Genomic DNA, 26705 nt, shown 5'->3' on the forward strand with positions numbered 1-26705 from the left:
CACGGTCACCAGCACCACCGCCACCGACACCGCCTGCGCCTCGCTCATGCCGAAGAGCCAGGACTCGTAGTCGTGGAACATGAGGACAAAGATGCGCCCAAAGGCGTACAGCAGCAGCGACGCGGCGAACACCATGCCGTCCGGGCGCAGGATCTTCGGCAACACCCAGATCGCCAGCGCCACCACCGCCAGGTCCAGCATCATCTCGTACACCACCGCCGGGTGGGTCGGCCCCAGCCCGAAGGACAAGCTGCCGGGGTGCGTCCACTCGATGCCCCACGGCAGCGACGTCGGCTTCGCCAGGTGCTCGCCGTTGATGATGTCGCCGATGCGGCCGATGGCCATGGCGAGCAGCAGCCACGGCGCGGTGATGTCGGCCAGCCTGCCCCGCACGATGCCCGCGCGGGACGCGTAGATCCAGCCCGCGGCGAAGCCGCCCAGCACACCGCCCCACACCGCAATCCCGCCGGTCCAGATGGCGAAGATGTCCAGCGGGTTCGCGGTGTAATAGTCCAGCTTGTCGACGATGTGGAGCAGCCGGGCGCCAATGACGCCGCCGATGATCCCCCATACCGCCACGGAGTAGACGTCGTCCACGGAGATCCCGTGCCGGGGCGCGGTCCTGGCGACCATCAGCACCGCAACGGCCACGGCAATGACGCTGAACAGCCCGTGCCAGCTGAGGATGATCCCGCCGGCTTCAAAGATATTGGGGTCCAGCCCAACCTCTATCATGCTTCTCCTGCCGGCCTAGACCCGGAGGCCCATCTTGAGGGCAACGTCGAAGGACGAGACGATGTGGCGGTTCAGCCCCAGCGCCGGCCCGTCCAGCCCCAGCGCCGCGCCGATGAGCTGCGGCAGGTGCAGGATAGGCACGTTAATCTGCCGTCCCACCTGCCTGGCCGCCTTGGACTGGAAGCCGTCCAAGTTCAGGTGGCACAGCGGGCACGGCGTCACCATCGCGTCGGCGCCCAGGTCCTGCGCCTCGCCCGTGTGCTTGGCGACCATCGCCAGCGAGTTCCGCTCGTTGATCGTGAGGATGGGGAAGCCGCAACACCGCGTCTTGCCGTCGTTGTCCACGGCCGTCGCCCCGAGCGCCTCGATGACGAGCTCCAGCGCAATCTTGCGCTGCGGGTATGCGTCGTACTCCAGCGCCGCCGAGGGCCGCACGATATAGCAGCCGTAGAAGGGCGCCAGGAACACGCCGTCCAGCGACTTCACGGCCAGCGATTTGATGTGGTCGAGGCCGATGTCCTCCACCATGATCCACAGCATGTGCTTGACCTGGATGCCGCCCGTGTACTCCAGGTCCTCCTCGGCCAGCAGCTCGTTGATCTGCGCCCGGTACTCCTCGTCCTCCAGCCGCACCCTGGCCTGCGCCATGACGCCCTGACAGGTGCTGCAGATGGTCATGATGGACAGCCCCATCCGCTGCGCCAGCGCGAAGTTGCGCGCGTTCAGCGTATCGCCCAGCAGCGGGTTGCTCTCCTGCAGCGCCCCCGCGCCCGTGCAGGACCAGCCCTCGATCTCCTCCAGCTCGATGCCGATCCGCCCCGCGACGGCAATCGTCGACTGGTACAGCTCTGGGGCGCCCCCTCTTGAGACGCATCCGGGAAAGAACGCGTATCGCACCGTAACCTCCTTGGAGTTGTGGAGCGCGCCTAACGGGCCGCTCCATCCTTGTTCATCTTGATACGGGCCGCCAAACGGCGTATCTGGTTGACGCCGGGAACGGTGGGCGCGAAGGGCGAGGGCATCTTGCGGTGGAACATCGCGTTCAGGCCCACCGGCAGCATCCCAAGCATCTTGGGGAGGTTGAACATCCCCAACGTCTTCACCACCAGCATCGTCTCTTCCAGCCGGCCCTTGTGGGAGACGATCTCCTCGAAGGCCTCCGCGTGCCGGTAGCCGTACGCGGCGCCGTCATAGCCGCCCGGCGGCGTCCCGGACTCGATGGCCTTCTCCCGCAGCGCCATGATGCGGTCCATCGGCGCGACGCCCTTGGGGCACGCCGCCACGCATTCGCCGCACCGGGTGCAGTCCCAGATGCCGCCGTACCCGTTGTACAGCCCCAGCCGCTTGCTGTCCTCCTCGTCGCGCGTGTCCGCCACGAAGCGGTACGCCTTGGCGAGCGCCGCCGGGCCGAGGAAGTTCGGGTCCACCTCCAGCACCGTGCAGTCCGACACGCACGCACCGCACATGATGCAACCCATCACGTCGACCAGGTGCAGCATGACCTCGTTGGGGGCCAGGTACTCGGCCTCCGGCTCCGGCAGCGACGGCTGCAGGTACGGCTCGACGGCGCGGACCTTGTTCCAGAACGGCTCCAGGTCCACCACCAGGTCCTTGATGACCGGCTGGTTGCCCGCCGGCTCCACCCGCACCTCGCCGTCGTCCGAAAGGTGTTGCGACACGCGCGCCTTGCACGCGAGCACCGCGTGGCCGTTCACGCGCATGGCGCACGAGCCGCAGATGGCCGCCCGGCACGAGCACCGCAGCGCCAGCGACCCGTCGACCTCCTCCCGCACCTTGATCAGCGCGTCGAGAACCGTGAAGTGCTCCTCCACCTCGATATCGTACTGCTGGTCGTAGGGCTTGGGCTGCTCCTCGTCCGGGTTGAAGCGCCGGACGCTCACCTTTGCCTGCATTAGTATTTCCTCTCTTCAGGCTGCCACTGGGTGATCACAATGGGAACGTACTCCTTCGTGACCTGGTCGCCGGGCCCCTGGTACAGCAGGATGTGCTTCATCCAGTTCTCGTCGTCGCGGGCCGCGTAGTCGAGGCGGCTGTGCGCCCCGCGGCTCTCCTTGCGATCGATCCCGCCCACCGCAATCGCCTCCGCGCAGTCCAGCATGCACCCAAGCTCCAGCGCGAAGATCAGGTTGGTGTTGAACGCCTTGCCCTTGTCCTGTACGATGACGTTCTTGAACCGGTCCTTCATGCCGCGGACGGCGTCCAGCGCCCGCTGCATGCCTTCTTCCGTGCGGTACACGCCGAGCCCCTCGTCCATGGCCGTCGCCATGTCCAGCCGCACCTTGGCGACCAGATCGCCGCCGCTGTTGTCCAGCAGCGCCTGCATCGTCGCCTTCTCGCCGCCGACCCAGTTGTCCTCGGAGAACTCGAGGTGGTTGTTGGCGCTGGCGTAGTCCATCGCCGCCTCCGCGCTGCGCCGGCCGAAGATGACCGTGTCGAGCAGCGAGTTCGCGCCCAGCCGGTTGCCCCCGTGGACGCTCACGCAGGCCGTCTCGCCCGCCGCGAAGAGCCCCTCGACGCCTTTCCAGCCGCCGCTCGGGTCCCAGCAGCGCCCGTCGACGTCCGTCTTGATGCCGCCCATCTGGTAGTGGACACCCGGGCGGATGGGCACCGGATCCTTGGTGATGTCCACCCCTACGAGGTCCATCGCGACCTCGTGGATGTACATCAGCCGCTCCATGATCTTCGCCCTGCCCAGGTGGCGGCAGTCGAGCAGCACACACCCGTCGATGTCGTTGCCCTCGTTGATCTCCGTGATCTCGGCCCGCGAGACCACGTCGCGCGAGGCCAGCTCCATCATGTTGGGAGCGTAGCGCTCCATGAACCGCTCGCCGCGGCTGTTGATGAGGTACGCGCCCTCGCCGCGGGCCCCCTCGCTCAGCAGCACCCCCGACCCCTTCAGCGTGGTCGGGTGGTACTGCACCATCTCCATGTCCATCAACGGCGCGCCGGCGCGGTACGCCAGCGACATGCCGTCTCCCGTGCAGATCAGCGCGTTGGTCGACGGCTCGAAAACCCGCCCGAGCCCGCCCGTCGCGAGGATGACGGCCTTGGCGCGTATTGCGTGGACCTCGCCCGTGCGCATCTCCATCGCGACGACCCCGCCACAGCGGCCGTGGTCGGTGATGAGCGTCGTCGCGTACCACTCGTCGTAGACGCGGACGTTGTACTTGAGGATTTGCTCGTACATCACGTGCAGGATGGCCTGCCCGGTTATGTCGGCGACGAAGAAGGTGCGCGCCCGCCGCTGCCCACCGAAGGCCCGCGTGCCGAGGCGGCCCTCGTCGTCGCGGTTGAAGATGACGCCCATGTGCTCCAGGTTGATGAGCTCCTGCCCCGCCTCGCGGCACATGACCTCGATGGCGTCCTGGTCGCCGAGGAAGTCGCTCCCCTTGACCGTGTCGTAGGCGTGCTCGTGCCAGTCGTCGCCGCGGTCGGTCAGGGCTGCATTGATGCCGCCCTGCGCGGCGTTCGAGTGGCTGCGGACGGGATAGACCTTGGAGAGCATGGCAACGTTGGCGCCAGACCGGGCGGCCTCCAACGCCGCGCGCATCCCGGCCAACCCCGCGCCGAGCACCAGCACATCATGTGAGTACAATGCCCAACCCCTTTTCGCCCCACACGGACACAGCGAAGAGAGTGGGGCGTTGCGATTCCAGCGGTATAAAGCGGCCTTCGCCGACTCCCCGGGGCAGCGCGCAGACCAAAACCCTGCAGGCCTCCCTGAGCAACGCGTACTATAGCAGATACAAATATGCGTGACAATCGCGTATGCGTGCGCGAAAGCGGCGGTCTACGCCGCTCACTCCCGCACCCATCGTAGGGGCGATTCGCGAATCGCCCGTCCCGCGCTAGCGGGAACACCCTCCGTTACTGGGCCCCCTGCACCCTCATACCAGCCAATGCGGGTATCCAAGAACCCCGCGTCCAACGGTCGCCCACCCTCCGTTCACCCGAAGCCTGTCCTGAGCGTGACGGCGGGCCCCCCAACCTCTTCCCGCGAAAGCCGGGATCCAGAGGTGGTAGGGGACGCGGCCCTAGGGGTGATCCCCGTCGTCGCCCTCCGCCGCGGGCCATCGTAGGGGCGGCCCTACGCCTTCCCGTGCAGGAAGTACGCCATCTGCAACGCTGCGATGCTCTTGGCGTCGAGGATCGCCCTCTCCCGGATGAGCCGCGGGATGTCGTCCCACGGCACGGCGACCAGCTCCAGGTCCTCGTCCTCGTCGGCCGGGAGTGGGTCCGGCCGCAGGCCCGTCGCGAGGTAGGCATGCATGTACTCCGTCGAGTACCCGGGCGCCATCCAGAAGCCGCCCAAGTGAATGATCGAGTCCGCAGCGTGGCCCGTTTCCTCACGGAGCTCCCGGCGGGCGGTATTCTCGGGATCCTCTCCCGGCTCCATCATGCCCGCCGGCGCCTCAAGGAGCGCGGTAGCCGCCGCCCATCGGTATTGCCGCACCAGCAGCACGTTGCCGTCAGGGTCCACGGGCACCAGGGTCACGGCGTCCCGGGTGTTCACGACATCCCGCACAGTCTCAACGGGCCCGGTGGCCTTGTTCACGCGGATGGTGTCGCGCCGCACATTCATGATACGGCCCTCGTACACCTGCTCGCTCCTGATAAGCTCTTCACCCGGCACACGTCTCTCCTTCCGCTAGGGGCGTTGCCCGCTACTCGTCCCCCGACCGCACTCGGCGCACCGAGCTCAGCCGTCGCGACAGCGCCGAGGGCAGCCGGTTCTTGCGCCCCTGCCGCAGGAAGCGCGTCCGGTGGGCGCTCTCCTGCACGCGGATCACGCCGCCCGGGTGGATGTCCAAGTCAAGGTAGCCGTCGACGCTCACCATGGCGTCCTGGTCCGCCTCCACCTCGATCTCGACGACGGCGCCGGGGTGCAGCACCACCGCCGCATCGTCCGCCAGCTGCGGCGCGACGGGCTGCACGATGAGCGACGAGGCGTCGGCGTAGAGTATGGGGCCGCCCGCCGCCAGGGCGTAGCCGGTGCTCCCAGTCGCCGTCGCGACGATGATGGCGTCGGCGGCGTAGTAGGCCAGCGGGTAGCCGTCGACGCGCACGGCGACGTACACCATGCGCGAGGGCTTCACGCGGCTCACAACGGCGTCGTTGAGGCCGGTGTAGCTCGGCAGGCCGTCGCCGGTGTGGCCGGGCGGGAGGATCTGCGCCTCCAGCATGGTGCGCTCCTCCACCCAGCCCTCACCGCAGGCGTAGGAGGCGATGCGCTCCCGTGCCTCCTCGGCCTCCAACTCGGCCATGTAGCCCACGCGGCCCAGGTTCACGCCGACGATGGGGATGGCGGCGGGTGCGGCGAGCCGGACGGCGCGCAGGATGGTGCCGTCGCCGCCCACGGTGACGAAGATGCCGCAGTCGCGAGCCTGCTCCTCGTGCTCCTCCAGGTCCAGCACGGAGCAGACCCACGGCTCGAAGCCGTCGCGCAGCTCGTCCGCGAGGGCGTCGGCCATGGGGGCCGCTTCCTCAACCCAGGGGCTGTAGATGACGCCGATGCGGCTGTCCAAGGTCCGCTCCTGAGCCCCGCGTGGCGGCCAAGGCCCGTCGACGAGGGGATGCTGGCTTCCATTATACGGCAGGCGAGGTCTGTAGGCGGGCGGCGCGCCTAGAAGAGTCCCTCGACGGCCCGCTGCGCCGCGCGGAACAGCGGCTGCGGGTATAGGCCCAGCGCGACGACTGCCACCGCCGTGACGGCCACGGAGAGGTCGAGCGGGATGGCGCGGACGGGCCGTTCGCCATCGGACGTTTCGTCCGCGGCAGGGTCGCCCAGGTACATGATCCGCACGACGCGGAGATAGTAGTAGGCGGACACAACGCTGTTCACGGCGCCCAGCGCGACAAGCCATGCCAGGTCGGCCTTCACGGCAGCGCCGAACACAAACAGCTTGGCCATGAACCCGACCGTTGGCGGGATGCCGGTGAGCGACAGCAGCGCGACCGTCAGCGCGGCGGCCATCCACGGCGCGCGCCGCCCCATGCCGGAGAAGCTCGCGATGCTCTCGTTGTTGGTGCGGTCGGCGATGGCGATGACCGCGAAGAAGGCGGCGAGGTTGGTTACGGCGTACCCGCCAAGGTAGAAGAGCACAGTCTCGGGGCCGATGGTGATGCCATCGACCGTGCGTGAGGCGACTGCGGCGAGGCCCACCAGCAGGTAGCCCGCGTGAGCTATGGTGCTGTAGGCCAGCATCCGCTTGATGTTGGCCTGCGCGATGGCCGCCAGGTTGCCAAAGGTCATCGACGCCGCCGCGATGCCCGCAAAGAGCAGCGCCCAGTCCACCTCCAGCGGCTCGAAGGCGGTGAAGAAGACCCGCATGACCACGGCAAAGCCCGCCGCCTTGCTCGCGACAGACAGGAATGCCGTGATGGGCGTCGGCGCGCCCTCGTAGACGTCCGGGATCCAGCCGTGGAAGGGCACGGCGGCCACCTTGAAGCCGAAGCCCGCCACCATGAGCACGACGCCAAGCACGAGCACCTGCACGCCGAAGGGCCGCGAGCCGTCGAGCGCGGCGTCGCCGACGGAAAGGGCCATGCCTTCGAGCACCGTCGTGCCCGTGTAGCCAAAGGTGAGCGCCATGCCGTAGAGCAGGATCGCCGACGCGACGGCGCCCAGCACCAGGTACTTCAGGCCAGCCTCGGAGGCACGCTGCCCGCCGGAGAAGGCCGCCAGCGCCACCAGCGGCAGGGTCGACAGCTCCAGCGCGACGTAGAGCGTGATGAGCTCGCGGCCCCCGGCCAGCAGCATCATGCCCACGGCGGCAAAAAGCACGAGCGCGGTGAACTCGGCGCTCCGCTCGGCGAAGCGCTGCGTGTAGGCGTGGGACGCCAGCAGCACCAGCGCCGCCGAGACGCCGATCAGCCCCTTGAAGAAGAGGGCGAATCGGTCGATGGCCAGCGCGCCGTAGACAGCCGTGCCGCGGTCCCCCTCGAGCGCGGAGCAGAGGTCGACGCGGCCGTCCAGCTCGGCCCACAGCAGCCCGGTGAAGACCAGCGCCGCTACGAGGCCCAGGAGGCCCACCGCCGTGACGACGGCTCGGTTGGCGTTCGCCATGCCCGCCACCAGCGCCAGCAGCGCACCGGCCGCGACGCACAGTTCGGGCGAGAGGAGGTAGAGGTCAGACCCGCTCATGGCGTAAACCTCGGCAGGACCTCATTAATGCCCGTCGCGAAGACGTCGGAGAGCAGCGCGGGGTAGAGGCCGACGGCCATGATCGCCGCCATCAGCAGCACCGGGGCGACGGCCTCGACGGCGGAGACGTCGGTCAGGTGGTCCCAGCGCTCCCGGCGCGGCCCGAAGAGGCTGCGTTGCAGAGTCCAGAGCACGTAGCCGGCCGCCATCAGCACGCCCACCGTCGCGAGGCCGGTGAGCACGCCGTGGGCGGGGAACGTGCCGAGGAATACCATGATCTCGGCGGCGAACCCGCTCGTCGCAGGCAGACCGAGGGACGCGAGCCCTGCCACGAGGAAGGCGACGGCCGCGAAAGGCATCTTGCCCGCGAGCCCGCCCAGGTCAGGGATATGCCGCGTGTGTGCCTTGTCGTAGACGACGCCCACCATCACGAAGAGGAGGCCGGTGACCACGCCATGGCTGAAGAGCTGCATCGCGGCTCCCGTCAGCCCGACGGGCGACAGGTGCTCGGCGGCAGCGCCCACAGACGAGACGCCTAGCAGCACGAAGCCCATATGGCTGATGCTGCTGTTGGCCACAAGCCGCTTCAGGTCGCTCTGCCTGAACGTCACCATCGCCCCGTACAGGATGCTGATGACGGCCAGCACCGCGAGCGCCGTCGCAGCGGCGGAGGCGACGTCCGGGAACATCGAGACGTTGACGCGGATGAAGCCGTAGCCGCCCATCTTTAGCAGCACGCCGGCCAGCATGACGCTCACGGCCGTTGGCGCGTCCGTATGGGCGTCGGGCAGCCACGTATGCACCGGCCAGACGGGCAGCTTCACCGCGAATGCGATGAAGAAGAAGGCGAAGACAAGCTGGCTCGGCAGCAGCAGGTCATTCAGGTCCATCCCGACGAGCCTCGTCATGTCGAAGGTGCCCGTCGAGAAGTACACCGCGAGGAGGCCGACGAGCATGAAGGCGCTGCCGGTGAAGGTGAAGAGCAGGAACTTCATTGCCGAGTGCTCTTTGCGCCCGCTGCCCCAGATGGAGATGAGGAAGAACATGGGGATGAGCTCGAGCTCCCAGAAGATGAAGAAGAGGACGAAGTCCTGCGCCGTAAAGACGCCCATCACCGCCGCCTGCAGCGTCAGCAGCCACGCGAAGTACTCGCGGTGGCGCTTGTCGATGCTCCACGAGCTGTAGATGGCCGCGAGCCCCAGAAGACCCGTCAGCAGCACCAGCGGCGCGCTCAGCCCGTCAACGGCGAGGTGGTACTGGATGTCGAGCTGCGGTATCCACGACGCGAGCTTGGCCGTAAGCTGGAAGCCGCCGTCGTCGCGGTCGTACTGCAAGAACACGGCCAGAGCCAGCACGAAGTCGACAATGCCCACAGCGGCGGCAAAGAGCCGCACCCGCCGCGCGTTGTCCCCCAGCAAAAGGAGGACCACTGCGGCGCCCGCAAGCGGCAGGAAGACCGTCGCCGTCAGCAGCATGCGGCCCTCTTCCTCAGCGTTTTCATGCCCGTTGCCACGTCTCGCATCACCTCAACAGGTACACCAGCAGAATGACGCCCGCGCCAAACACGAAGAGGAAGCCGTAGACCTGCACCTGCCCCGTCTGCAGCGCGCCCAATCCCCGACCGACGCTCCGGCTGACCCAGGCAACGTTGTCGGCGACCCCGTCCACAATGACCCGGTCGAACCAGTCCAGACAACCGACGCCGAGGTCGTAGAAGACCTTTCCCGTCAGGAAGCGCTCGTACAGGTCGTCCAGGTAGTACTTGCGCACCGTCAGCAGGTAGAGGGGCCGGATGGTGAGCTTCTCGGGCGCGATGGACCGTGCGCCGTACACCAGCCACGCCAACCCGATGCCCGCCAGCGCAAGGACCATCGACAGCGCGGCCACCCACAGCTCGACTTTAGGCGCCTCGCCGTGTCCGCCCGGCGGGAAGAGGAACTCGCTGAACCAGTGCGCGGCAATGCCCGGCAACGCGAACGGCGCGTTGGCGACGAAGCCCGACGCGACGGCCAGCACGCCAAGCGCGGCCATCGGCACGACCATGCTCCACGGCGATTCCCCCGCGTGGTGCGTGTCGTGGGCCGCGACCCACTCGGCCTCGTCCGCCGCGAGCATCGTCTCGGTGTCGGGGTTGGCCGCGTCGTTGGCCTTGCGCTCGACGCCGCCCCGGTACGTGCCGTGGAAGGTCAGGAAGGGGGCGCGGAAGATGTAGAAGGCCGTCATGAACGCCGCGGCCAGCGCCAGCAGGAACACCAGCAGCGCGACGCCGCTGCCCTCGTGGAAGGCCTCCGCGAGGATCTCGTCCTTGCTCCAGAATCCGGCCAGCGGGAAGACGCCCGCGAGGCTCAGCGCGCCGACGAGGAAGAGGGCGTACGTCCAAGGCTGCACGCGCCGCAACCCGCCCATCCAGCGCATGTCGAAGGTGCCGGCGGCGTGGTTGACGCTGCCCGCCCCAAGGAAGAGCAGCGCCTTGAAGAAGGCGTGGTTGAACAGATGGAACATGGCCGCGCCGTATGCCCCCACGCCTAGCGCCAACATCATGTAGCCAAGCTGGCTGATGGTGGAGTAGGCGACGACGCGCTTGATGTCGTTGGCCGTGATGGCCATGGTCGCGGCAAGCACGGCGGTCACGCCGCCGGTGATGGCGACCAGATTCATCGCCGCGTCCGATGCCTCGAAGACGGGGAACATGCGGGCGACGAGGAATACGCCCGCGGCGACCATCGTCGCGGCGTGGATGAGGGCGCTGACGGGCGTCGGGCCCTCCATCGCGTCGGGAAGCCACACGTGCAGCGGGAACTGCGCCGACTTGCCCACGGCCCCGGCGAAGAAGCCGACCGCCAGCCACGTCACCGCCGTCGAGCCGAGCAGTCCCGCACCCACGGCGGTGTAGACGTCGCGCACCTCCAGCGCGTTCAGCCCCGCCCCGTCGAAGGCGCCCTGGTGGAAGAAGAGGTACAGGATGGCGATGAGGAAGCCCAGGTCGCCGAGGCGCGTCACCACGAAGGCCTTGACCGCAGCCCGCGCCGCCGAGGGCCGGTGGTACCAGAACCCAATGAGCAGGTAGGACGACAGGCCCACCAGCTCCCAGAAGACGAACATCTGCAGGACGCTGCTCGCCAGCACCAGCCCCACCATGGAGGCGGTGAAGAGGGACATGTAGGCGTAGTAGCGGACGTAGCCTCTGTCGCCGTGCATGTAGCCGACGGAGTAGACCTGCACGGCGAGGCTGACGCCGGTGACGACCACGAGCATGATGGCCGTCAGCGGGTCCATCAGGATGCCGACATGCACCTTCAGGCTCCCGACAGTCACCCACTCATGCGACGCCCAGCCGATCTCGCCATGACCCGCTACCACCTGCTGCAGCGCCCACAGCGACAGCAGGAAAGACCCGCCAATGGCCGCGATCGTGACGTAACCGGCCAGCTCGGCCCACCGGTTGAGGAAGGGCCGGATAACAAGGCCGTTCAACAGAAAAGCAGCCAGCGGGAGGAAGAGAATGGCCCAGGCTGCGGATTCGGTCATGCTAGAGCTTCCTCAGAATTTCTTCCGCGACGTGCTCGCGGCCCTTGGGGACGTAGACGATGAAGGCGGCGGTCTCGCTCCACGCGAGCACGCCGTCGACGGGCAGGATGTGGCTCGGGAGACCCTCGGACTCGAAGGTGTCCTTCCACATCTCGGCCATCATCAGGCTTGGCGCCCGCTTGAACTCAACCCACATCTCTGCCTTTACCTGCTCCCTTGGCCCCCCGGCGTTAGCGCCGCATGGAGCTTGCTTCGTCAACGTAGACGGACCCCGTGTTGCGGTACATCATGATGACGATGGCCAGCCCCAGCGCGACCTCCGCCGCGGCCACCGTCACGATGAACAGCGCGAACACCTGCCCCGTCAGCAACGTCTCCAGCCGCTCGGCCGCAAGCGCGACGGGCGTGGTGTAGCGGGCCATGGCCACGACGGCCACGTTCACCGCGTTGAACAGCAGCTCCACCGACATCAGCACTGCGATGGCGTTCCGCCGCGTCAGCGCCCCGTACAGCCCGATACTGAACAGCACGCCGGAGAGGACGAGGAAGTGGTCGAGGCCTATCACCGGTCACCCCTCACCAGCGCGATTGCGCCCACCAGCGTCGCGGTCAGCAGCAGCGCGGCGGCCTCAAGCGGCAGGATGAACTCGCGCAGCAACAGGCCGCCGATGGCGGGCGGGCTGTCGCTGTAGACGCCCTCCGCACCCTCGGCGACGGCGGCGGTCAGCGCGGCGTCGCCCAGCAGGTCCCACCGCGTGTCCAACACGACAAAGACGATGATGCCCAGCATGGCCGCGCACAGGAGACCTGCGGGTACCGCCAGGCTGTTCGAGGGGCTACCGCGCTGGGTGTCGCGGATCATCATGATGCCGAATATCAACAAGATGGAAACGGCCCCGGCGTAGACCAGCACCTGCACGATAGCGAGGAACTCGGCGTTCAGCATGACGAAGAGAGCCGCGATGCCCAGGAAGGAGCCGATGAGGGCCATCGCCGCCTTCACCAGGTCCTGCAGCCGCACCACCAGCACCGCGCACGCCACCGTCAGGACGGCGAGCGCCCACCAGATGGCGGTGAAGATGCCGGATCCGGCGATGCCTTCCGTCATCGTCCCTGCACCCACCGTTGCAGCATTTCCTCGTACGTCGGCGCGACGGACTTTTCGCGGCCGGCGTCCTGCCACGAGACGTCGTCGCCGGGCTGGAACGGATCATAGCCGCGGTCCTGGAGCTGCGGACGGAACCACGTGCTCGGCTTCTTGGCCGACGCCTTCAGCTCGTCGACGGAGATGACGAGGTCGGACTGCCTTGGCCGCGCCCGCTCGAAGCCGCTGCCCATGTGCAGGGCGTCGTAGGGGCAGGCCTCCACGCAGAGGCCGCAGAACATGCACCGCGCGATCTCGATATCGAAGACCTCTAGCTTGTATTTCTCGCCCTCCTGCGTCATCTCGCCGCTTGGGGCGGTCACGATCTTGATGATGCCCTGGGGGCAGTACTTGGCGCAGCTCGCGCAGCCCGTGCACCGCTCCTCGTACCACACGAAGTCCTCGCCTCGGAAGCGGTGGTGCTGCGCGACGCGCTGCTCGGGGTACTGCACGGTGACCGGCTTGCGCACCAGGTTGCGCAGCGTCACCATCATGCCCTTTGCGATTCCCAGTCCGTATGGCATCAGGAAGCCTCCGCCGGGATTTCCACCAGTTGCACGGACGCCGTCGGCCGCTCGCGGTGCCGCTCGAGGAAGCGGCTGAACAGCACGAGGCAGGCGATTGCGACGGCCCAGTTGATTGCCGCTATGAGCCACAGCTGGCCGTACTCGGGCTCCGGCCACGCCACCACGAGGACGGCCGTAACCAGCGTATTGATGATAGCCAACGGGAAGAGCGCTTTCCACGCGAAGGCCATCACCTGGTCGACGCGCATGCGAGGCAGCGTCGCGCGGATCCACGTGAACAGGAGGAGGAAGAAGACGAGCTTCAGGAGGAACCAGACCTGCCCGGGCAGCCACTGCGCGTAGTCGGGCGAGACGAAGGGGTTCTGCCACCCGCTTACGAAGATGACGGCGAGGACGGCCGAGATGATGACCAGCTCGCCGAACTCCGCGAGCTGCAGGAGGCCGAAGCGGATGCCGCTGAATTCCGTGTGGAAGCCAGCCGTCAGCTCGGACTCCGCCTCCATCAGGTCGAAGGGCGAGCGGTTCATCTCGGCGGAGGCGGCGACGAGGAAGACGAAGAAGCCGAGCGGCTGCAGGACAATGAACGGGAGCCGTTGCGCCTCGACAACGTCGACGAGGGACATGCTGCCCGCGAGCAGGAGCACGCCCGCAAGGGAGACGATCATCGGCACTTCGTAGCTGATGAGCATGGCGACGGCGCGGGCCGCGCCCAAGAGCGCAAAGCGGTTGCCGGAGCCCCAGCCGCCGAGGAACATCGCCACCGTCGCGATGGTGGGGATGCCGACGATGAAGAGCACGCCGATGTTCAGGTCGGCGAGGAACGTGTTCGGGCCGAAGGGCACGACGGCGGCTACGAGCAGGATGGCCCCCACCATGATCACCGGCGCGAGGAAGAATGTGAGCCGGTCCGCCATGGCGGGGCGCAGGTCTTCCTTCATGATGAGCTTGAGCACGTCCGCGAACGGCTGCAGCAGTCCAAAGGGGCCGACGCGGTTGGGCCCGAGGCGCGTCTGGAAGCGGCCCAGCACGCGGCGCTCCATGTAGGTCTCGAAGGCAGTCAGCAGCATCACTCCGTTCACGACGATGAAGACGATGATGGCGCCGGCCAGCAGGTACGCCAGCCAGCCGAAGCCGTCGGGCGTCAGCTCCGCGAAGAAGCCATACAGCCCGGAGTAGAGCCCGTTCCTGTCGAAGGGTGAGTCCATGCTCCGCTCCGCCGACCGCTAGCGGTCGACCTCTCCCATGTTCACGTCAAGGCTGCCGAAGATCACCATCAGGTCCGCCACCTTCCACCCCAGCAGCATCTCGGCCAGCACCGTCAGGTTGATGAAGGATGGCGAGCGTATCTTGCACCGGTAGGGGGCGATACCGCCGTCGCTGACCAGGTAGAAGCCGAGCTCGCCCTTGGAGGCCTCGACGTGAGCGTAGGCGTCGCCGGGCGGCGGCCGGAAGAAGAAGGGCAGCTCCGAGCGGACGGGGCCGCCGGGCATGTCGCGGTAGCACTGCTCCGCGATGCGGATGCTCTGGTGCACCTCCATCACGCGCACCAGGAAGCGGTCGTAGCTGTCGCCGTTGGACCCGACGGGCACGGCGAAATCCATGTCAGCGTAGACGTCGTAGGGGTCGGCCTTGCGCAGGTCCCAGGCGACGCCGCTGGCCCGTAGATTGGGGCCGCTGATCGCACAGTCGATGGCCTTCTCCTTCGTGAGCACGCCCACGCCCTTGGAGCGCGCCAGCACGATCTCGTTCTCGGAGATGAGGCGCTCCAGCTCGGCGATGGCGTCGGGCGTCGTGTCCAGCAGGTGGCGCACGGCGGGCCAGAACTCGGGCGGCGGCTCCTGGAAGACGCCGCCGGGCCGCATGTAGCTCACGGTGACGCGCGCGCCGCATAGCATCTCGAAGAGGTCAAGGATGCGCTCACGCTCTCGGAAGCAGTACATGAGCGGTGTGCCCGACGCACCGAGGTCCTGCAGGAAGAAGCCGACGCCCATCAGGTGGCTGGCGATGCGCTGAAGCTCGGCCGTGAGCACGCGCAGGTACTGGCCGCGCGGTGGGACGGTCACGCCCGCCAGCTTCTCGACGGCGAGGACGTAGGCCTGGTTGTTGATCATGGAGGAGGTGTAGTCGAGGCGGTCGGTCAGGGTGACGATCTGGGTGTAGGTGCGCTCCTCGGCCAGCTTCTCGGTGCCGCGGTGCAGGTAGCCGAAGATAGGCTCGACGTCCGTGATAACCTCGCCGTCCAGCGTCACCCGGAGGCGGAATACGCCGTGGGTGCTCGGATGCTGCGGGCCGAGGTTTATCGTTATCTGCTCTGAGGGCAGGTTCACTGCGTCTCCCTCTCGTCTTCTATCGCGGGGCGGCTAGCCGCCCAGGTGGTCCTTGCGCAGCGGGTGCCCGGGGAAGCCTTCCCACGTGAGCACGCGCTTGAGGTTGGGGTGGCCGGTAAAGCGGACACCCATCAGGTCCCAGACCTCGCGCTCCTGCAGGTCGGCCGCCTCCCAGACCTCGGTCAGCGAGGGGGCTGAAACATCGTCGCGGCCGTGCAGGGTGGTCTTGAGGACCAGGCTGTGATTGTGCGTGAGCGAGGTGAGGTGGTAGACCACCTCGAAGAAGTCCAAGTAGTCGACGCCGGTGATGGAGGAGAGGTAGTCCATGGCGAACTCCGGCTCCTCCTTCAGGAAACGGCAGACTGCGACGAGCGACTCGGGCGCGACGCGGACCTCGCCCTCCGCAGCGACGGTCACGGCTTCGGCAGCGACGCCCTGGAGGCGTTCGACAAGCTCCGCAGTCTGCAGCGCCCTTGTCATCAGGAACCAGCGGGGCGGTGCGCCAGGCTGTACTGCCGGATCTTGTCGTGGAGCTGCATCACCCCGTACAGCAGGGCGTCGGGGCGAGGCGGACATCCGGGCACGTACACGTCCACCGGGATGACCCGGTTAACGCCTGGCGTCACGCTGTAGGACTCGTAGTAGGGACCGCCGCTGGTGGCGCAGGCCCCCATGGAAATGACCCACTTGGGCTCCGCCATCTGCTCGTAGATCCGCTCGATGGCGGGCGCCATCTTCCACGTCACGGTACCCGCGACGATCATCAGGTCGGCCTGCCGGGGCGTCGCGCGGAAGACCTCCATGCCGAAGCGAGCGATGTCCCAGCGCGACATGGCGCTGGCCATCATCTCAAAGGCGCAGCAGGCGAGGCCGAAACTCAGCGGCCAGACCGTCGAGCGGCGGCCCCAGTTGATGAGCTCGTCCAGGGCGGTGACGAGGACGTTGCGCTGGAGCTCGTCCGGGACGTCGATGAGGGGTTCCGGGTAGGGAGCGGTGTGGGAGGCCTTCATGGCGGAGACGGCGTCGCCCTCGACGCGGTCGAGCGCCCAGGTGTTGTCGCGGAGGGGTCCGGCGCCGCCGAGGTTTATCTCCACTCGAACGCCCCCTTCCGCCACGCGTAGGCCCAGCCGACGCCGAGGATGGCCAAGAAGGCGAACATCACCAGGAGCGCGCCGCCGCCGAGTGATCGGAGGGTGATGGCCCATGGGTAGATGAAGATGGCGGTCACGTCGAAGATGAGGAATAGCAGGGCGAAGAGGTAGTAGCGGAAGTTGAACTGCACCCACCGCCCGCCGATGGTCTCCATGCCGCACTCGTAGATGTCAGACTTGACCTTGGTGGGCTTGTTGGGGCGGATGCGGATGATCTGGGCCATGCGGGAAAAGAGGAACATGCTGAGGGGCACCGCGAACGCAGCCCCCATCAGCAGGAGCACCAATCCGTACTGGCGGTAGTAGTCGTCCAGCATACCCCGTCCTTCGGGCTGAGGATAGCATAGAAGGGTGAAAAATACCACAAACTGCGGGGCAGTTGGAAGAGGCGGCGACAGACCCGCGGGCGGTGGACTAAAATAGCAGTACTTTATTTGGGAGTTGCCAGTGGGCACCTTTTCCTCTCCGGTGCGGTTCGCCAGTCTGGACGGCCAGAACGCTGTGGACATAGAAGCCACGGTGGACACGGGCGCCGCCTATTCCATGCTGCCAGGCAACCTCCTCAGTGAGTTGGGAATAGAGCCTGCCTACATCAGTACGTTTGAATTTGCGGACGGTCGGCGCGTTGACATGAACATCGGCCGCGCTTGGGCCACAATCGACGGCCAAAGCGAGATCACCCTTGTCATCTTTGGCGAGGACGGCGTGCCCCCATTGCTGGGCGCCTATACCCTTGAGGGGCTGCGGCTAGCCGTGGACCCCGTCAACCAGAGACTGGTCCCCGTAACTCCCATTCTGTACTAAGACCCTCCCTTCTCCGAACATTGCCGGCCAGCAGGGCAAGCCGCCCTTGCGATCGTGCGCCGTGCCCCTTGACCCAAGATTGGCTCCTACAGCCTTCGCAGCCGCGGCACAGCGAGCATTGCCAGCAGCGCCAGGGCGAAGAGGGCTCCGCCGTTGGCCAGGAGGGTGACGGAGACGCCCGCGAAGGCGGCGAGGGCGCCGGCGTGGACGTTGCCTATGGGGCCGAAGCCGATGGCCATCTGCCACGCCCCGGCGGCCCTTCCCCTCGCCTGGTTGGGGACCACCGCCTGCATCAGGCCCTGCGAGAGCACGTCGGAGACGGCCATGGCGGCGTTCACCACGAGCATGACCGCCAGCACCATCGCCAGGGTCTCCGACTGGCTCAGCAGCACAAGGCCCCCGCCGAACACCAGCAGGAAGGCCAGGAAGAGCACCCCCCTCCGGCGGGTGCCGCCCGCGAGCGCCAACAGGACGACGGTGACCGCGCCGCCCATCGCGCCAACGGACTGGATGAGGCCGAGGCCGTCCGCTTCGAGGCCGAGGACGTCGCGGGCGATGGTAGGCTGCAGCGACAGGACGGAGAAGCCGAGGACCTCGACGCCGGCGGTCAGCAGGACGAGCATGGCGAGGGACCCGTTGCGGGTCAGCTCCGGGATGAAGTCCAGCAGGTTCCGCACCACGGACTCCGTGGCGATCCTGGCCGAGCGCCCCTCCGCCCTGATGAAGAGGGCCGCGACGACGGTGACGACGTGGGCGATCACGATGACGCCATAGGTCGTCGCAGAGTCCGTGGCGGCGAGGACGGCGCCGACCCCCAAACCACCCAACACCGCGCCGAGCCGCTGGCCGAGGTTCATGAAGGCGAGCCCGCTCACCATGTCCCTCGCGCCGACGATGTCGTAGGTCATGCTCTGGCGGAGGGCCTGCACGGCGGTCCAGCCCGTGCCGAGGGCGACGTTGAGCGCGAGAAGGGCCCAGAGATCGAGGGCGTCCAGCCAGAAGAGCGTCGCGATGGCCAGCGCCACCACCGTCAGGGCGGTCCCGAAGATGGCAAGCTGCGGCCTCCGCGGGAAGCGGTCGGCGAGGGCGCCGAGGGGGACGCCGAGCAGGAGCCTCGGCGTGTGGCGGAGGCCGATGGCGAGCCCCACCATGAAGGGCGAGTCGGTGGCCTCCAGGACTACCCAGCCGAGGGCGACGTTCTCGCCGGCGTAGGTTGCGCCGGCGATGATGCCGGAGGCGGTCAGGACGCGGAAGTCCGGGTAGGACAGCGCCCGGACGGCCCCAAGCCGGCGGGATAGCGGGCGGCGGCGCGGCCTGGGCGCCGGGGCGTCTCCGTTTGGACTCAAGGCGCGGCCTCGTGAGGGACTGGGGTTGCGGCCGACGCTTCTGCCCGATGGCCCCGGTTAGGCATCCTCGCCGCCGTCGCTCCAGGTCATGGTGCGGCTCGGCGTGAGACGCAGGACGACGCTCTGGCCCTCCTCGTAGTAGCGCTCCAGGAAGGTGACTGCTCCTTCGGCGCCCTCGTAGCGGGTGGCGATGGAGAGGCCGATGCCCCAGATGTCGGTGTCGGTTACGGTGACCTCGCCGTGGGCGACAACGTAGGTGTAGGGCTGGTCCTCGCTGGCGATGGAGAGGGCGACGCGAGGGTCGCCCTCAATGTTCTTGAACTTCCTGAACTGGCGGCTGGTCCAGACAAGGAAGTCGCCGTTGGCGTACTCGTACCAGACGGGCGCGACGTGGGGCGAGCCGTCGGGCCGCAGGGTGACGAGGTGGGCGATGCGCGGGGCCTCGAGGAACTTTTCGATCTCCGCCTGTGACATTTCGGGCATGCCTGCTTCCCCCCTGCGCGGTGCGTTCTGGCGGCTGCGATGCGCAGTCGTGGACGCCATGATAGCATGGCGCCGACTTGACCAACCCTGCAGCAGGAGCGCAAGCCATGACGACGCAAGCCAAGCCGCACGAACTGTCCGCCGCCCAGGCCGCCGCAGCCATCCGCGAGGGACGCCTCTCGCCGGTGGAGCTGGTGGAGGCGCTGCTGGCGCGCATCGACGCATACGAGCCGGCGCTGAAGGCGTGGGTGACCGTCGACCGGGACGGGGCGCTCGCCGCGGCGCAGGCGTCGGCCGAGGAGCTGGAGCGCGCCGGGCCGCGGGGGCCGCTGCACGGCGTGCCCGTGGGGCTGAAGGACATCTTCTACACGGGCGGGCTGCTGACGACGGCGGGGTCGCCGCTGATGGCGGACTTCGTGCCGGAGTATGACGCCCACTCGGTCGCGAAGTTCCGGGAGGCGGGGGCCATCGTGCTGGGGAAGACGGTGACGACGGAGTTCGCAGACGGGGATCCCTCGATCACGTACAACCCGTGGGACCGGGAGCATACGCCGGGGGGCTCGAGCAGCGGCTCGGGGGCGGCGGTGGCCGCGGGGATGGTCGCCGTCGCAACGGGGTCGCAGACGGTGGGGTCGACGCTTCGGCCGTCGATCTATACCGGCATCGTCGGGCTGAAGCCGACGCACGGGCGCATCAGCGCGTACGGGCTGGTGCCGGTCAGCTTCTCGACGGACACGGTGGGCATCATGGTGCGCACGGTGGAGGACGCGGGGCTAGTGCTGGACGCCATCGCGGGGTACGACCCCAAGGACCCGATGGGGGCGTGCCAGATGGTGGGCGCGTACCACGCCGCCTCACTGCGACAGGGCCGGCCGCCGCGCATCGGGCTGGTGCGGCAGTTCTTCTACGAGCGGGCCGACGAGGAGATCCGGCGGCAGACGGACGACGTCGCACAGAAGCTGGCGGCGGCGGGCGCGACCGTCGAGGAGGCGACGCTGCCGGAGCTGTTCAACCGGAGCCCGGAGGACATCGGCGCGGTGGTGTGGACGGAGGCGGCGGTGTTCCACCGGGAGTGGTACGAGCGGAACCCGGAGGACTACGGCCCCAACATCCGGAGCCGGATCCGGGACGCGCTGGCGCGGTCGCCGCTGGACTACATCGTGGCGCTGGACGCGCGGCGTGAGCTGCGGGCGGGCATGGCGGACGTCTACGGCGAGTATGACGTGCTGCTGAGCCCGGGGACGCCCGGCCCGGCGCCGCGGGACCGTTCGACGACGGGGCCGACGTACTTCCAGGCGCCGTGGACGTGGCTGGGCTGCCCGGCCATCAACATCCCGACGGGGCTGGCCGAGAACGGGATGCCGCTGGGCGTGCAGCTCGCGGCGGGGATGTTCCAGGAGGAGCGGCTGCTGACCGCCGCGGCGTGGTGCGAGCGCGTCCTCGGCGTGCGGCTGACGCCGATAGACCCCCGGTAGGGGCTCGAGGGTGGAGAAGCACTACACGCCGGAGCAGATGGCGCAGTTCGAGGAGCTGCGCCGGGAGACGCCCGACGAGGAAATCGCGGCGGTGGAGGCCGGGTGGACGTCGCTGCTGGCCGAGGTGCGGGCCTCCTACGAGCTCGACCCGGCGTCGGCAGAGGCGAAGGGGCTCGTCGAGCGATGGGACGCGCTGACGGCGCGGACGATGGCCCACTTCGCCGCCAAGCCCGGGCTCCCCGAGGCCATCCAACGCAACTACGACGCGGGGGCGTTCGCGGACGTGGACGGCGCGCCGCGGCCGGAGGATATCGCCTTCATCGAGCGGGCGAGGCAGGCGTAGGGGGCGAGCGGCGCAGGGGCGGGCCCCAGACCATTCGTTTGACATTCGTGCTGGATCTCCCGTAGCTGCGGGGGAGGTTGTTTCCCCTTTGTTTTGTATGGGAAGTGTCGCATTCCAGCTACAACTCAAATTTTTTCCTTTTTTCCGGGGGCACTCTCCCTGCTTTGCTTTGTAGCCAACACGGCACATTTCAGCTACAACACGACTCCTTCCCTGCGAGAAGAGCCTTTGATGCTCGCGTCCTGGCCGCAAGCGGCCCGGGGCAGGGCGGGTGGGCGTGCTGGTGTGCGTGGTCGTGGCGCTCATGGGGTGACGGTAGCGGACGGGGCGGCTTGGGGGCAATGGGGTTGTGTCAGGGTGGGAGGTAGTACACCTATACGGATTGGTATTTGCCTTACCCTTTGTAATCTCTTGCAGACTTCTCGAACAGCTTCCCTTGACCCTGCCTTTGCCTAGGAGAAGGCTCTGATTCAGTTTCATAGGCAAGGCGATCAGTAGCCTCTGCATGGAATCTAGGGTCTATTTCAAAGCCAATGAAGTGACGATTGAGGCGCGCGGCTGCAACGGCAGTAGTGCCGCTTCCCATAAAGGGATCAAGCACCGTTTGGTTTTCCCTAGTAGTTAGTTTGATAAGGAATTCAACAAGTTTCAGGGGTTTCTGCGCTTCATGAATCCGCCGTTCATCCCTCCCAAATCCGAATTCAAGCAGATTTGTGGCACTAGCTCCGCTTTCCTCGCATGCCTCCACGTTGATGGCACCCACACCCTGTTCCAGAACGTTGTCGGCGATTGTCCCCCCCACGCGGTAAGGTTTCACTAACCAGGCGATCGGCTCATAAACTGGCGCCAGGTTACCAAGACGCCATCCCTTCCATGATTCTGCGGCGTCCTTCATACCCCGCCGCTCAAAAACTATACTGACTCGCTGCGCCCGGTGATGAGCTGATATTTTCTTCCATATCAGGATGTCCTTCAATAACATTCCGTTGTCTTCAAAAGCGTTGACCACATGGTGGATTGTTCGACGTGCACCGAAGACGAATATCGAGGCACCATCTTTCAGCTTAGGCCATACCAATTCCGCCCACGACCTACACCATTGCTCGTACTCGCTCCCCATTTGCCTATCTGCTTGGGACCATCCGTTTATGGGTTTTCCTCTTCGCTTGAAACCAGACTTGCCCACCTGCGCAGGGGATTGTCCGAGCAAAGCCGAGTTCGTATTGTTGTGGATGACATCCCAATTGTCCAAATTTATTCCATACGGGATGTCCGAAAGCAAAAGTTCAATGCTGAAATCTGCAAGCAGAGGGAGATGGTCTCGGCAATCTGCTAGGAGTATCCGGTCCAGATAAGCGTCGTTCATACCTTTTAGCCGATCTCCATCAGACCGTTGTCAGAAACAGACTGAACCGCACGAATTCGGTTATCAAGGTTACTCCTCTGGATGACTTCCTGAATAGCCTCATCTCTCGAAAGGAGCATGATTCGGTTGCGTTCGCTTGCCAGATATGTCAGCGCTTCTTCTTTTGCAATTCCAACGGATTCCACCGAAGCGACCTTCTCTTCTCGCCACAAGGGTGAGATATTGAGATCAGCTTCTAGAATCGTCTCATTGACCGACCGCCAATAGGACAAAGCCTCTTTAGAAGGATTCAAGGCTTCAACTGCCTTAAAGACATTGTGCAAGATGCTCATCGCTCTCTCTTGCCCCTTAATCTCAGCATACCTAACCAACACTGCAAGATGCGTGTACGTGAAGATGCACACTGACCTAGCAACAGCTTGCTGATATATCTGACTGCTCCTCCTCGGCAGTTGATATACAGGGCAAACCACCATAGCAAAGGGGAGACCGTGCTTCCAATTGTCCATTGCCTGTATTTTGAAGTCCTTTTGGTTCTTAGCAGTACGACTAAGGCGAAATGCTTTCGCGTCAGCGACAAAACTATAGTCTGGACATGCACACTCTACATCGGCAACGTCGGCGCGTTCCCGTAGGACAGAACTCGTGAGGCCAATTGTGGAATAGGCTTGGTGAATTACCACGTCCGTGTACTTCGAGTACAACTTTTCCTGAGTACTATCGTGGGCATAGACTTCAGGGATTGCACCGCAGAGTCGTAAGTGACTAAGTAATGGTGCGGTGCCTTCTCGCCGGAGCTCTTCAGATAGTGACTGCTCTATCCATGCTGCGCCCGTCGCAAAATCGTTGCTAAGGCCACCAATCTCTTGAATCCATCGTGAACGCCGATCTCTCTCGGATGGGGCAATCATTGTTGTAGTCATTCAAACAATCCCTAATATAGGAGCTGCCAGACGTATATGCGAGGCTAAGAAATCCGGTGTACTTTGAATCCTGACCCATTAGCGTAGAGGCTGGCCTACGCGCGGGAAGAGGACGGTGCCAAGAGGCAAGATTGGGAGACCTGAATCTCGTTTGACATACCGCCCCGACCAATTAGCGCAAGTATACGCAACGGCATGGACACGCGCCAGCTTGCACACCCCTACGTTTTGCTTCGTCCTGACTCTGACGAAGGAACCACTGGAAGAGCACTACAAACAAGCCGCCTTCGGCAAAATCCCTAGTTGGCGCTGAAGCGTTGGGAGGGGCCTTCCTGGCGGACGCGGCGGCGGAGGTGCTCGGTGACCATTTCCAGGATCTCCACCTCGGCTTGCAGGCATTCTTCGGCGGTGTCCATTTCCAGGAGGCCCTGCTTGACGGGCATGCTGACTTCCAGGTTGCGGGCCACAAGGTAGGCGAGGTCTGCGGGGGCGTCGGGGAAGGGGACGTCACGGACCCACTCGTTGGCCATGCCGGCGACGAGGCGGGCGTACTCGAGGAACTTCTCCTTGACGAGGGGGCCCGCCTGGGTCGCGCCGGCGTCGTCGGGGGGGAGGAGCTCGATGCGGGCGGTCATGTAGGGGAGCTGCTGGAGCACCTGGATGGAGCGGAAGCGCTGCTGGCCGACGGACATGAGGACGATGCGGCCGTCGTCGGTGTTCTCGTGCTGGACGACGCGGGCGATGGTGCCGATGTCGAAGGGGACGGCGGGCGCGCCGACCTCGACGCCCTCCTTGATGAGGACGACGCCGAAGCAGGAGTCGGCGTGGGAGATGTCCTGGAACATCTGGAGGTAGCGGGGCTCGAAGAGCTGCAGGGGCAGCTGCATGCCCGGGAAGAGCACGGTGCCCAGGGGGAAGAGAGGGATGTCGCGGATCTCGTTGGCCATGTCGCCCCGCCTTCAGGTTGACCCCAGTGTACGCGCAAGGGGGCGGGTGCGCCACAGGGGGGAGGGGACAGGGCGGGGACCGTTGGGCGCGAGGTTTCTGGATACCGGCATTCGCCGGTATGAGGGGGGTAGGGGGGTGGGGACCCTTCGGCAGGGCTCAGGGCGAGCGGGGGCGCTACTGGGACGGCGTGCGGAAGCGGTAGCCGACGTTCCAGACGGTCTCGATGAAGGTGTGGTTGGCGTCCTCGACCTTGCTGCGGAGGCGGCGGACGTGGACGTCGACGGTGCGGGTGCCGCCGAAGTACTCGTAGCCCCAGACGCGGGAGAGGAGCTCCTCTCGGGAGAAGACGCGGCCGGGGTTGAGGGCGAGCAGGCGGAGGAGCTCGTACTCCTTGAACGTCAGCAGGACGCGGTAGCCGGAGACGGTGACCTCATAGCGGGACTGGTCGATGACGAGGTCATCGCTGTGGATGGTCTCGGAGCCCTCGCGGCCGCGGAGGCGGCGGAGGAGCTGGGTAACGCGGAGGGTGAGCTCGGTGGGGTTGGGCGGCTTGAGGGCAAAGTCGTCGGCGCCGCGGGCGATGTCGTAGTCCTCGAGCTCGCGCTCGGTGACGAGGGCGACGACGGGGAGGCGGAGGCGGCGGCAGAGCTGGACGGCCTCGTCGGCCTCGGTGCGGGAGAAGCCGACGGCGTCGAGGAGGACGACGTCGGGGGTCTGCTCGACGGGGAGGGCGTCGAGGCAGGCGGGGTCCGAGGAGGCGGACGTGGTGAAGTCACCGCGCGGAAACGCCAGCATGAGCGTTTCCGCGGCCCTGCCGTCGCGGCTCATCATCAAGACAGAAGGCACGTATCGCTACCCCTACACACTCGATTGGAGACGATAGTATAGCATGGTGGCGACGCTTTTCGTAGAGGTTTGTGTGCGAGGAGCGGTGAGTTTGCGCGTTTCGGGCTGTTTGGGCGGGCAATTCAGTCTGTAGGCCGTTATTTTGGCACAGTGAGTCTCGACACGCGCGGGGCCACAAAGAGAGGGCGTATGCCGACGGCAGGATGTGTACTTGAAAACGCCCCCAAGCGAGAGCGCGAATCATGCCCAAGACACGTGAGGCCATCCGCATAGTGGAACAGGATGGATGGTACTATGTTCGGACAAGAGGGAATCACCCCATATACCACCTTCCGGTAAAGCCCGGCATCGTAGTCATACCGGGACATCCGGGGGATGACGTCGACAAAGGGACGTGGTTGAACATCCTCCGGCAGGCAGGACTCCGGGAGGGAAGGCGATGAAGCTCACCTACGCGGTGGTGTTCGAGGAAACGCCCAACAACTATTCCGCCTACCCGCCGGACCTGCCGGGGTGTATGAGCACGGCGGACACATGGCCGGCCATCCAGGAGGCAGTCCGTGAAGCGATCGCCATATTCGTAGAGGAGATGGTGGAACAGGGCGAGGCGCTTCCGGCGCCCCGCATGTCGGTCGAGGAGGCGATGGCCTACCACAGCGCCTCGCTGACGGAGCACGCGGAGGAGATCCTGAGCACGTTTGCCGATGCGCCGCCCACACTGACGACAACGTTCGGGACGGTGGACGTGGAGGTCAGCGTGCCCGCTGCGGCCGGCGGGTGATGGCGGCCCTCAGGGCCGAGATTACGCGCTGTGGGGTCCAAGTCCGCCCGTTTCCTCCTGAATGCCCTCCCACGATATTGGAGCGAGCGGAGGAACTATGGACACTATCCGTCCGGCGACGGCCGCAGATGCTAAAGCAGTCTTCGGCTTGCTATTGCAGCTCGCGACCAGCTACCGGCCCTCCCGCGCTGCATTCGACGACACTTACCCCATGCTGACCGCCTCGCCGGCTGCGCATCTCCTCGTTGCTGAGGATGACGACGGCATTCAGGGCTACGTCTACGCTTGCGACGTGCCCACGCTCTTTGCCAATGGAGTGATCACCGAGATCTTGGAGCTGTACGTGGTCGAGTCGCAGCGGGGACAGGGCATTGGCAGGGGGCTGGTGGAGGCTGTTGTCGAGCAAGCTCGGGAGGGCAATTCCGTGGAGGTGACGGTGCCGACCCGGCGGGCGGCGGCCTTCTACGAGGGCATCGGGTTCGAGCGTACGGCCGAGCTGTTCAAGCTACGCCTGAGCGGGTAGGCAGGTAGCGCGGCCCTCGGATGCCCGTTCTTGACAGCACCCTCTGAGCCCTCCTAGACTTGATGCAACATCGGAATAGAGGCGGCGGGCAGGAAGAGTACTCCCCCAGCGAGGCCACAGAGAGCCGGGCACGGTGGAAACCGGCGCTGGCGCAGGGGACGAATGGGCCGGCTTGCAGGGCGAAAGCCCCGTGAACGCTGCCGCCGGGTGGGCGCCGATCAAACGCCCAGCGGGTAAGCCGTCATCCCATGGGAGGCGCACCGTTTTCGAGATTGCGGACTTTCCTGAAA

The 26705-nt window shown here is 66.2% G+C and carries 30 protein-coding genes; 6 read left to right on the plus strand and 24 right to left on the minus strand.

Features of this window, described 5'->3' with window-relative positions; translation table 11 throughout:
- The 18 genes from lgt to OXC99_08415 form a co-directional block, all read right to left on the minus strand.
- Nucleotides 1-735: prolipoprotein diacylglyceryl transferase (gene lgt / locus OXC99_08330; protein ID MCY4624990.1), on the minus strand; the 735-nt coding region annotated here is incomplete at its 3' end.
- Between the two features lie 15 nt (nt 736-750).
- Nucleotides 751-1632 carry a CoB--CoM heterodisulfide reductase iron-sulfur subunit B family protein gene (locus tag OXC99_08335; GenBank protein ID MCY4624991.1) on the minus strand — a complete coding sequence of 294 codons (882 nt, stop codon included), beginning with the start codon at nt 1630-1632 and terminating at the stop codon, nt 751-753.
- Nucleotides 1633-1661: 29 nt separating this feature from the next.
- Nucleotides 1662-2648 (minus strand): succinate dehydrogenase iron-sulfur subunit, encoded by a 987-nt coding sequence (gene sdhB / locus OXC99_08340; protein ID MCY4624992.1) that lies wholly within the window; start codon nt 2646-2648, stop codon nt 1662-1664.
- Nucleotides 2648-4351: an FAD-binding protein gene (locus OXC99_08345; GenBank protein ID MCY4624993.1), complete on the minus strand. Its 1704-nt coding sequence runs from the start codon at nt 4349-4351 to the stop codon at nt 2648-2650. The genes sdhB and OXC99_08345 overlap by 1 nt, the downstream gene beginning before the upstream one ends.
- A gap of 492 nt (nt 4352-4843) precedes the next feature.
- Nucleotides 4844-5389, minus strand: coding sequence for an NUDIX hydrolase (locus tag OXC99_08350; protein MCY4624994.1), 546 nt, complete (start codon nt 5387-5389; stop codon nt 4844-4846).
- A gap of 31 nt (nt 5390-5420) precedes the next feature.
- Nucleotides 5421-6281 carry an NAD(+)/NADH kinase gene (locus OXC99_08355; GenBank protein MCY4624995.1) on the minus strand — a complete coding sequence of 287 codons (861 nt, stop codon included), beginning with the start codon at nt 6279-6281 and terminating at the stop codon, nt 5421-5423.
- Between the two features lie 98 nt (nt 6282-6379).
- Complete coding sequence (locus OXC99_08360; protein MCY4624996.1) at nt 6380-7900, minus strand: NADH-quinone oxidoreductase subunit N; 1521 nt, start codon at nt 7898-7900, stop codon at nt 6380-6382.
- On the minus strand, nt 7897-9375 hold the full coding sequence (locus OXC99_08365) for a NuoM family protein (GenBank protein MCY4624997.1): 1479 nt from the start codon (nt 9373-9375) through the stop codon (nt 7897-7899). Before OXC99_08365 ends, OXC99_08360 begins: the two co-directional genes overlap by 4 nt.
- 46 nt (nt 9376-9421) lie before the next feature.
- Nucleotides 9422-11428, minus strand: coding sequence for an NADH-quinone oxidoreductase subunit L (gene nuoL / locus OXC99_08370; GenBank protein MCY4624998.1), 2007 nt, complete (start codon nt 11426-11428; stop codon nt 9422-9424).
- 1 nt (nt 11429) lies between these two features.
- Nucleotides 11430-11624 (minus strand): hypothetical protein, encoded by a 195-nt coding sequence (locus tag OXC99_08375; protein ID MCY4624999.1) that lies wholly within the window; start codon nt 11622-11624, stop codon nt 11430-11432.
- A 34-nt stretch (nt 11625-11658) separates the two neighbouring features.
- Nucleotides 11659-11994 carry an NADH-quinone oxidoreductase subunit NuoK gene (gene nuoK / locus OXC99_08380; protein MCY4625000.1) on the minus strand — a complete coding sequence of 112 codons (336 nt, stop codon included), beginning with the start codon at nt 11992-11994 and terminating at the stop codon, nt 11659-11661.
- A complete protein-coding gene (locus OXC99_08385; GenBank protein MCY4625001.1) occupies nt 11991-12536 on the minus strand; it encodes an NADH-quinone oxidoreductase subunit J in 546 nt (181 codons plus the stop codon). The genes nuoK and OXC99_08385 overlap by 4 nt, the downstream gene beginning before the upstream one ends.
- On the minus strand, nt 12533-13096 hold the full coding sequence (locus tag OXC99_08390; GenBank protein MCY4625002.1) for an NADH-quinone oxidoreductase subunit I: 564 nt from the start codon (nt 13094-13096) through the stop codon (nt 12533-12535). Before OXC99_08390 ends, OXC99_08385 begins: the two co-directional genes overlap by 4 nt.
- Nucleotides 13096-14304: an NADH-quinone oxidoreductase subunit NuoH gene (nuoH, locus tag OXC99_08395; GenBank protein MCY4625003.1), complete on the minus strand. Its 1209-nt coding sequence runs from the start codon at nt 14302-14304 to the stop codon at nt 13096-13098. The genes OXC99_08390 and nuoH overlap by 1 nt, the downstream gene beginning before the upstream one ends.
- 18 nt (nt 14305-14322) lie before the next feature.
- Complete coding sequence (locus OXC99_08400) at nt 14323-15426, minus strand: NADH-quinone oxidoreductase subunit D (GenBank protein ID MCY4625004.1); 1104 nt, start codon at nt 15424-15426, stop codon at nt 14323-14325.
- A gap of 33 nt (nt 15427-15459) precedes the next feature.
- Nucleotides 15460-15906 (minus strand): NADH-quinone oxidoreductase subunit C, encoded by a 447-nt coding sequence (locus OXC99_08405; GenBank protein ID MCY4625005.1) that lies wholly within the window; start codon nt 15904-15906, stop codon nt 15460-15462.
- Complete coding sequence (locus tag OXC99_08410; GenBank protein MCY4625006.1) at nt 15906-16436, minus strand: NADH-quinone oxidoreductase subunit B; 531 nt, start codon at nt 16434-16436, stop codon at nt 15906-15908. The genes OXC99_08405 and OXC99_08410 overlap by 1 nt, the downstream gene beginning before the upstream one ends.
- A gap of 74 nt (nt 16437-16510) precedes the next feature.
- The gene (locus OXC99_08415) at nt 16511-16894 is read right to left on the minus strand and encodes an NADH-quinone oxidoreductase subunit A (protein ID MCY4625007.1); all 384 of its coding nucleotides are present in this window, start codon (nt 16892-16894) and stop codon (nt 16511-16513) included.
- A 130-nt stretch (nt 16895-17024) separates the two neighbouring features.
- Here OXC99_08415 and OXC99_08420 point away from each other — a divergent pair, with 130 nt between their 5' ends.
- The gene (locus tag OXC99_08420; protein ID MCY4625008.1) at nt 17025-17381 is read left to right on the plus strand and encodes a hypothetical protein; all 357 of its coding nucleotides are present in this window, start codon (nt 17025-17027) and stop codon (nt 17379-17381) included.
- 86 nt (nt 17382-17467) lie between these two features.
- Here OXC99_08420 and OXC99_08425 read toward each other — a convergent pair whose 3' ends face one another.
- Nucleotides 17468-18727 carry an MFS transporter gene (locus tag OXC99_08425; protein ID MCY4625009.1) on the minus strand — a complete coding sequence of 420 codons (1260 nt, stop codon included), beginning with the start codon at nt 18725-18727 and terminating at the stop codon, nt 17468-17470.
- Between the two features lie 57 nt (nt 18728-18784).
- Nucleotides 18785-19210, minus strand: coding sequence for a PPOX class F420-dependent oxidoreductase (locus tag OXC99_08430; GenBank protein MCY4625010.1), 426 nt, complete (start codon nt 19208-19210; stop codon nt 18785-18787).
- 107 nt (nt 19211-19317) lie between these two features.
- Here OXC99_08430 and OXC99_08435 point away from each other — a divergent pair, with 107 nt between their 5' ends.
- Nucleotides 19318-20685 carry an amidase gene (locus OXC99_08435; GenBank protein MCY4625011.1) on the plus strand — a complete coding sequence of 456 codons (1368 nt, stop codon included), beginning with the start codon at nt 19318-19320 and terminating at the stop codon, nt 20683-20685.
- 10 nt (nt 20686-20695) lie between these two features.
- Nucleotides 20696-21028 (plus strand): TipAS antibiotic-recognition domain-containing protein, encoded by a 333-nt coding sequence (locus OXC99_08440; protein MCY4625012.1) that lies wholly within the window; start codon nt 20696-20698, stop codon nt 21026-21028.
- A 394-nt stretch (nt 21029-21422) separates the two neighbouring features.
- On the opposite strand, the gene OXC99_08445 is transcribed toward OXC99_08440, so the two are convergent.
- From OXC99_08445 to OXC99_08460, 4 genes are all read right to left on the minus strand, one after another.
- Entirely contained in the window at nt 21423-22394 is a 972-nt protein-coding gene (locus OXC99_08445; protein MCY4625013.1) for a site-specific DNA-methyltransferase, read from the minus strand.
- Nucleotides 22395-22399: 5 nt separating this feature from the next.
- Nucleotides 22400-23305, minus strand: coding sequence for a HindIII family type II restriction endonuclease (locus tag OXC99_08450; GenBank protein MCY4625014.1), 906 nt, complete (start codon nt 23303-23305; stop codon nt 22400-22402).
- A gap of 311 nt (nt 23306-23616) precedes the next feature.
- Entirely contained in the window at nt 23617-24264 is a 648-nt protein-coding gene (locus OXC99_08455) for an LON peptidase substrate-binding domain-containing protein (protein ID MCY4625015.1), read from the minus strand.
- Nucleotides 24265-24439: 175 nt separating this feature from the next.
- Nucleotides 24440-25111, minus strand: coding sequence for a response regulator transcription factor (locus OXC99_08460; protein MCY4625016.1), 672 nt, complete (start codon nt 25109-25111; stop codon nt 24440-24442).
- A 242-nt stretch (nt 25112-25353) separates the two neighbouring features.
- On the opposite strand from OXC99_08460, the gene OXC99_08465 reads away from it, so the two are divergent.
- From OXC99_08465 to OXC99_08475, 3 genes are all read left to right on the plus strand, one after another.
- Complete coding sequence (locus OXC99_08465; GenBank protein MCY4625017.1) at nt 25354-25554, plus strand: type II toxin-antitoxin system HicA family toxin; 201 nt, start codon at nt 25354-25356, stop codon at nt 25552-25554.
- On the plus strand, nt 25551-25892 hold the full coding sequence (locus OXC99_08470; GenBank protein ID MCY4625018.1) for a type II toxin-antitoxin system HicB family antitoxin: 342 nt from the start codon (nt 25551-25553) through the stop codon (nt 25890-25892). The genes OXC99_08465 and OXC99_08470 overlap by 4 nt, the downstream gene beginning before the upstream one ends.
- Before the next feature lie 97 nt (nt 25893-25989).
- Nucleotides 25990-26415: a GNAT family N-acetyltransferase gene (locus tag OXC99_08475; GenBank protein ID MCY4625019.1), complete on the plus strand. Its 426-nt coding sequence runs from the start codon at nt 25990-25992 to the stop codon at nt 26413-26415.
- The last annotated feature ends 290 nt before the right edge of the window (nt 26416-26705 follow it).

The sequence above is a fragment of the Chloroflexota bacterium genome (genome assembly GCA_026713825.1).
Classification (GTDB): domain Bacteria; phylum Chloroflexota; class Dehalococcoidia; order Lucifugimonadales; family UBA1127; genus UBA1127.

What these genes read in the sequence shown, in the direction of transcription:
- sdhB (MCY4624992.1), bottom strand. Translation starts at nt 2,648, where the DNA reads ATGCAGGCAAAGGTGAGCGTCCGGCGCTTCAACCCGGACGAGGAGCAG.
- OXC99_08360 (MCY4624996.1), bottom strand. Translation starts at nt 7,900, where the DNA reads ATGAGCGGGTCTGACCTCTACCTCCTCTCGCCCGAACTGTGCGTCGCG.
- OXC99_08365 (MCY4624997.1), bottom strand. Translation starts at nt 9,375, where the DNA reads ATGCTGCTGACGGCGACGGTCTTCCTGCCGCTTGCGGGCGCCGCAGTG.
- nuoL (MCY4624998.1), bottom strand. Translation starts at nt 11,428, where the DNA reads ATGACCGAATCCGCAGCCTGGGCCATTCTCTTCCTCCCGCTGGCTGCT.
- OXC99_08375 (MCY4624999.1), bottom strand. Translation starts at nt 11,624, where the DNA reads ATGTGGGTTGAGTTCAAGCGGGCGCCAAGCCTGATGATGGCCGAGATG.
- OXC99_08385 (MCY4625001.1), bottom strand. Translation starts at nt 12,536, where the DNA reads ATGACGGAAGGCATCGCCGGATCCGGCATCTTCACCGCCATCTGGTGG.
- OXC99_08390 (MCY4625002.1), bottom strand. Translation starts at nt 13,096, where the DNA reads ATGCCATACGGACTGGGAATCGCAAAGGGCATGATGGTGACGCTGCGC.
- nuoH (MCY4625003.1), bottom strand. Translation starts at nt 14,304, where the DNA reads ATGGACTCACCCTTCGACAGGAACGGGCTCTACTCCGGGCTGTATGGC.
- OXC99_08405 (MCY4625005.1), bottom strand. Translation starts at nt 15,906, where the DNA reads ATGACAAGGGCGCTGCAGACTGCGGAGCTTGTCGAACGCCTCCAGGGC.
- OXC99_08410 (MCY4625006.1), bottom strand. Translation starts at nt 16,436, where the DNA reads ATGAAGGCCTCCCACACCGCTCCCTACCCGGAACCCCTCATCGACGTC.
- OXC99_08415 (MCY4625007.1), bottom strand. Translation starts at nt 16,894, where the DNA reads ATGCTGGACGACTACTACCGCCAGTACGGATTGGTGCTCCTGCTGATG.
- OXC99_08430 (MCY4625010.1), bottom strand. Translation starts at nt 19,210, where the DNA reads ATGCCCGAAATGTCACAGGCGGAGATCGAAAAGTTCCTCGAGGCCCCG.
- OXC99_08435 (MCY4625011.1), top strand. Translation starts at nt 19,318, where the DNA reads ATGACGACGCAAGCCAAGCCGCACGAACTGTCCGCCGCCCAGGCCGCC.
- OXC99_08445 (MCY4625013.1), bottom strand. Translation starts at nt 22,394, where the DNA reads ATGAACGACGCTTATCTGGACCGGATACTCCTAGCAGATTGCCGAGAC.
- OXC99_08450 (MCY4625014.1), bottom strand. Translation starts at nt 23,305, where the DNA reads ATGATTGCCCCATCCGAGAGAGATCGGCGTTCACGATGGATTCAAGAG.
- OXC99_08455 (MCY4625015.1), bottom strand. Translation starts at nt 24,264, where the DNA reads ATGGCCAACGAGATCCGCGACATCCCTCTCTTCCCCCTGGGCACCGTG.
- OXC99_08465 (MCY4625017.1), top strand. Translation starts at nt 25,354, where the DNA reads ATGCCCAAGACACGTGAGGCCATCCGCATAGTGGAACAGGATGGATGG.
- OXC99_08470 (MCY4625018.1), top strand. Translation starts at nt 25,551, where the DNA reads ATGAAGCTCACCTACGCGGTGGTGTTCGAGGAAACGCCCAACAACTAT.
- OXC99_08475 (MCY4625019.1), top strand. Translation starts at nt 25,990, where the DNA reads ATGGACACTATCCGTCCGGCGACGGCCGCAGATGCTAAAGCAGTCTTC.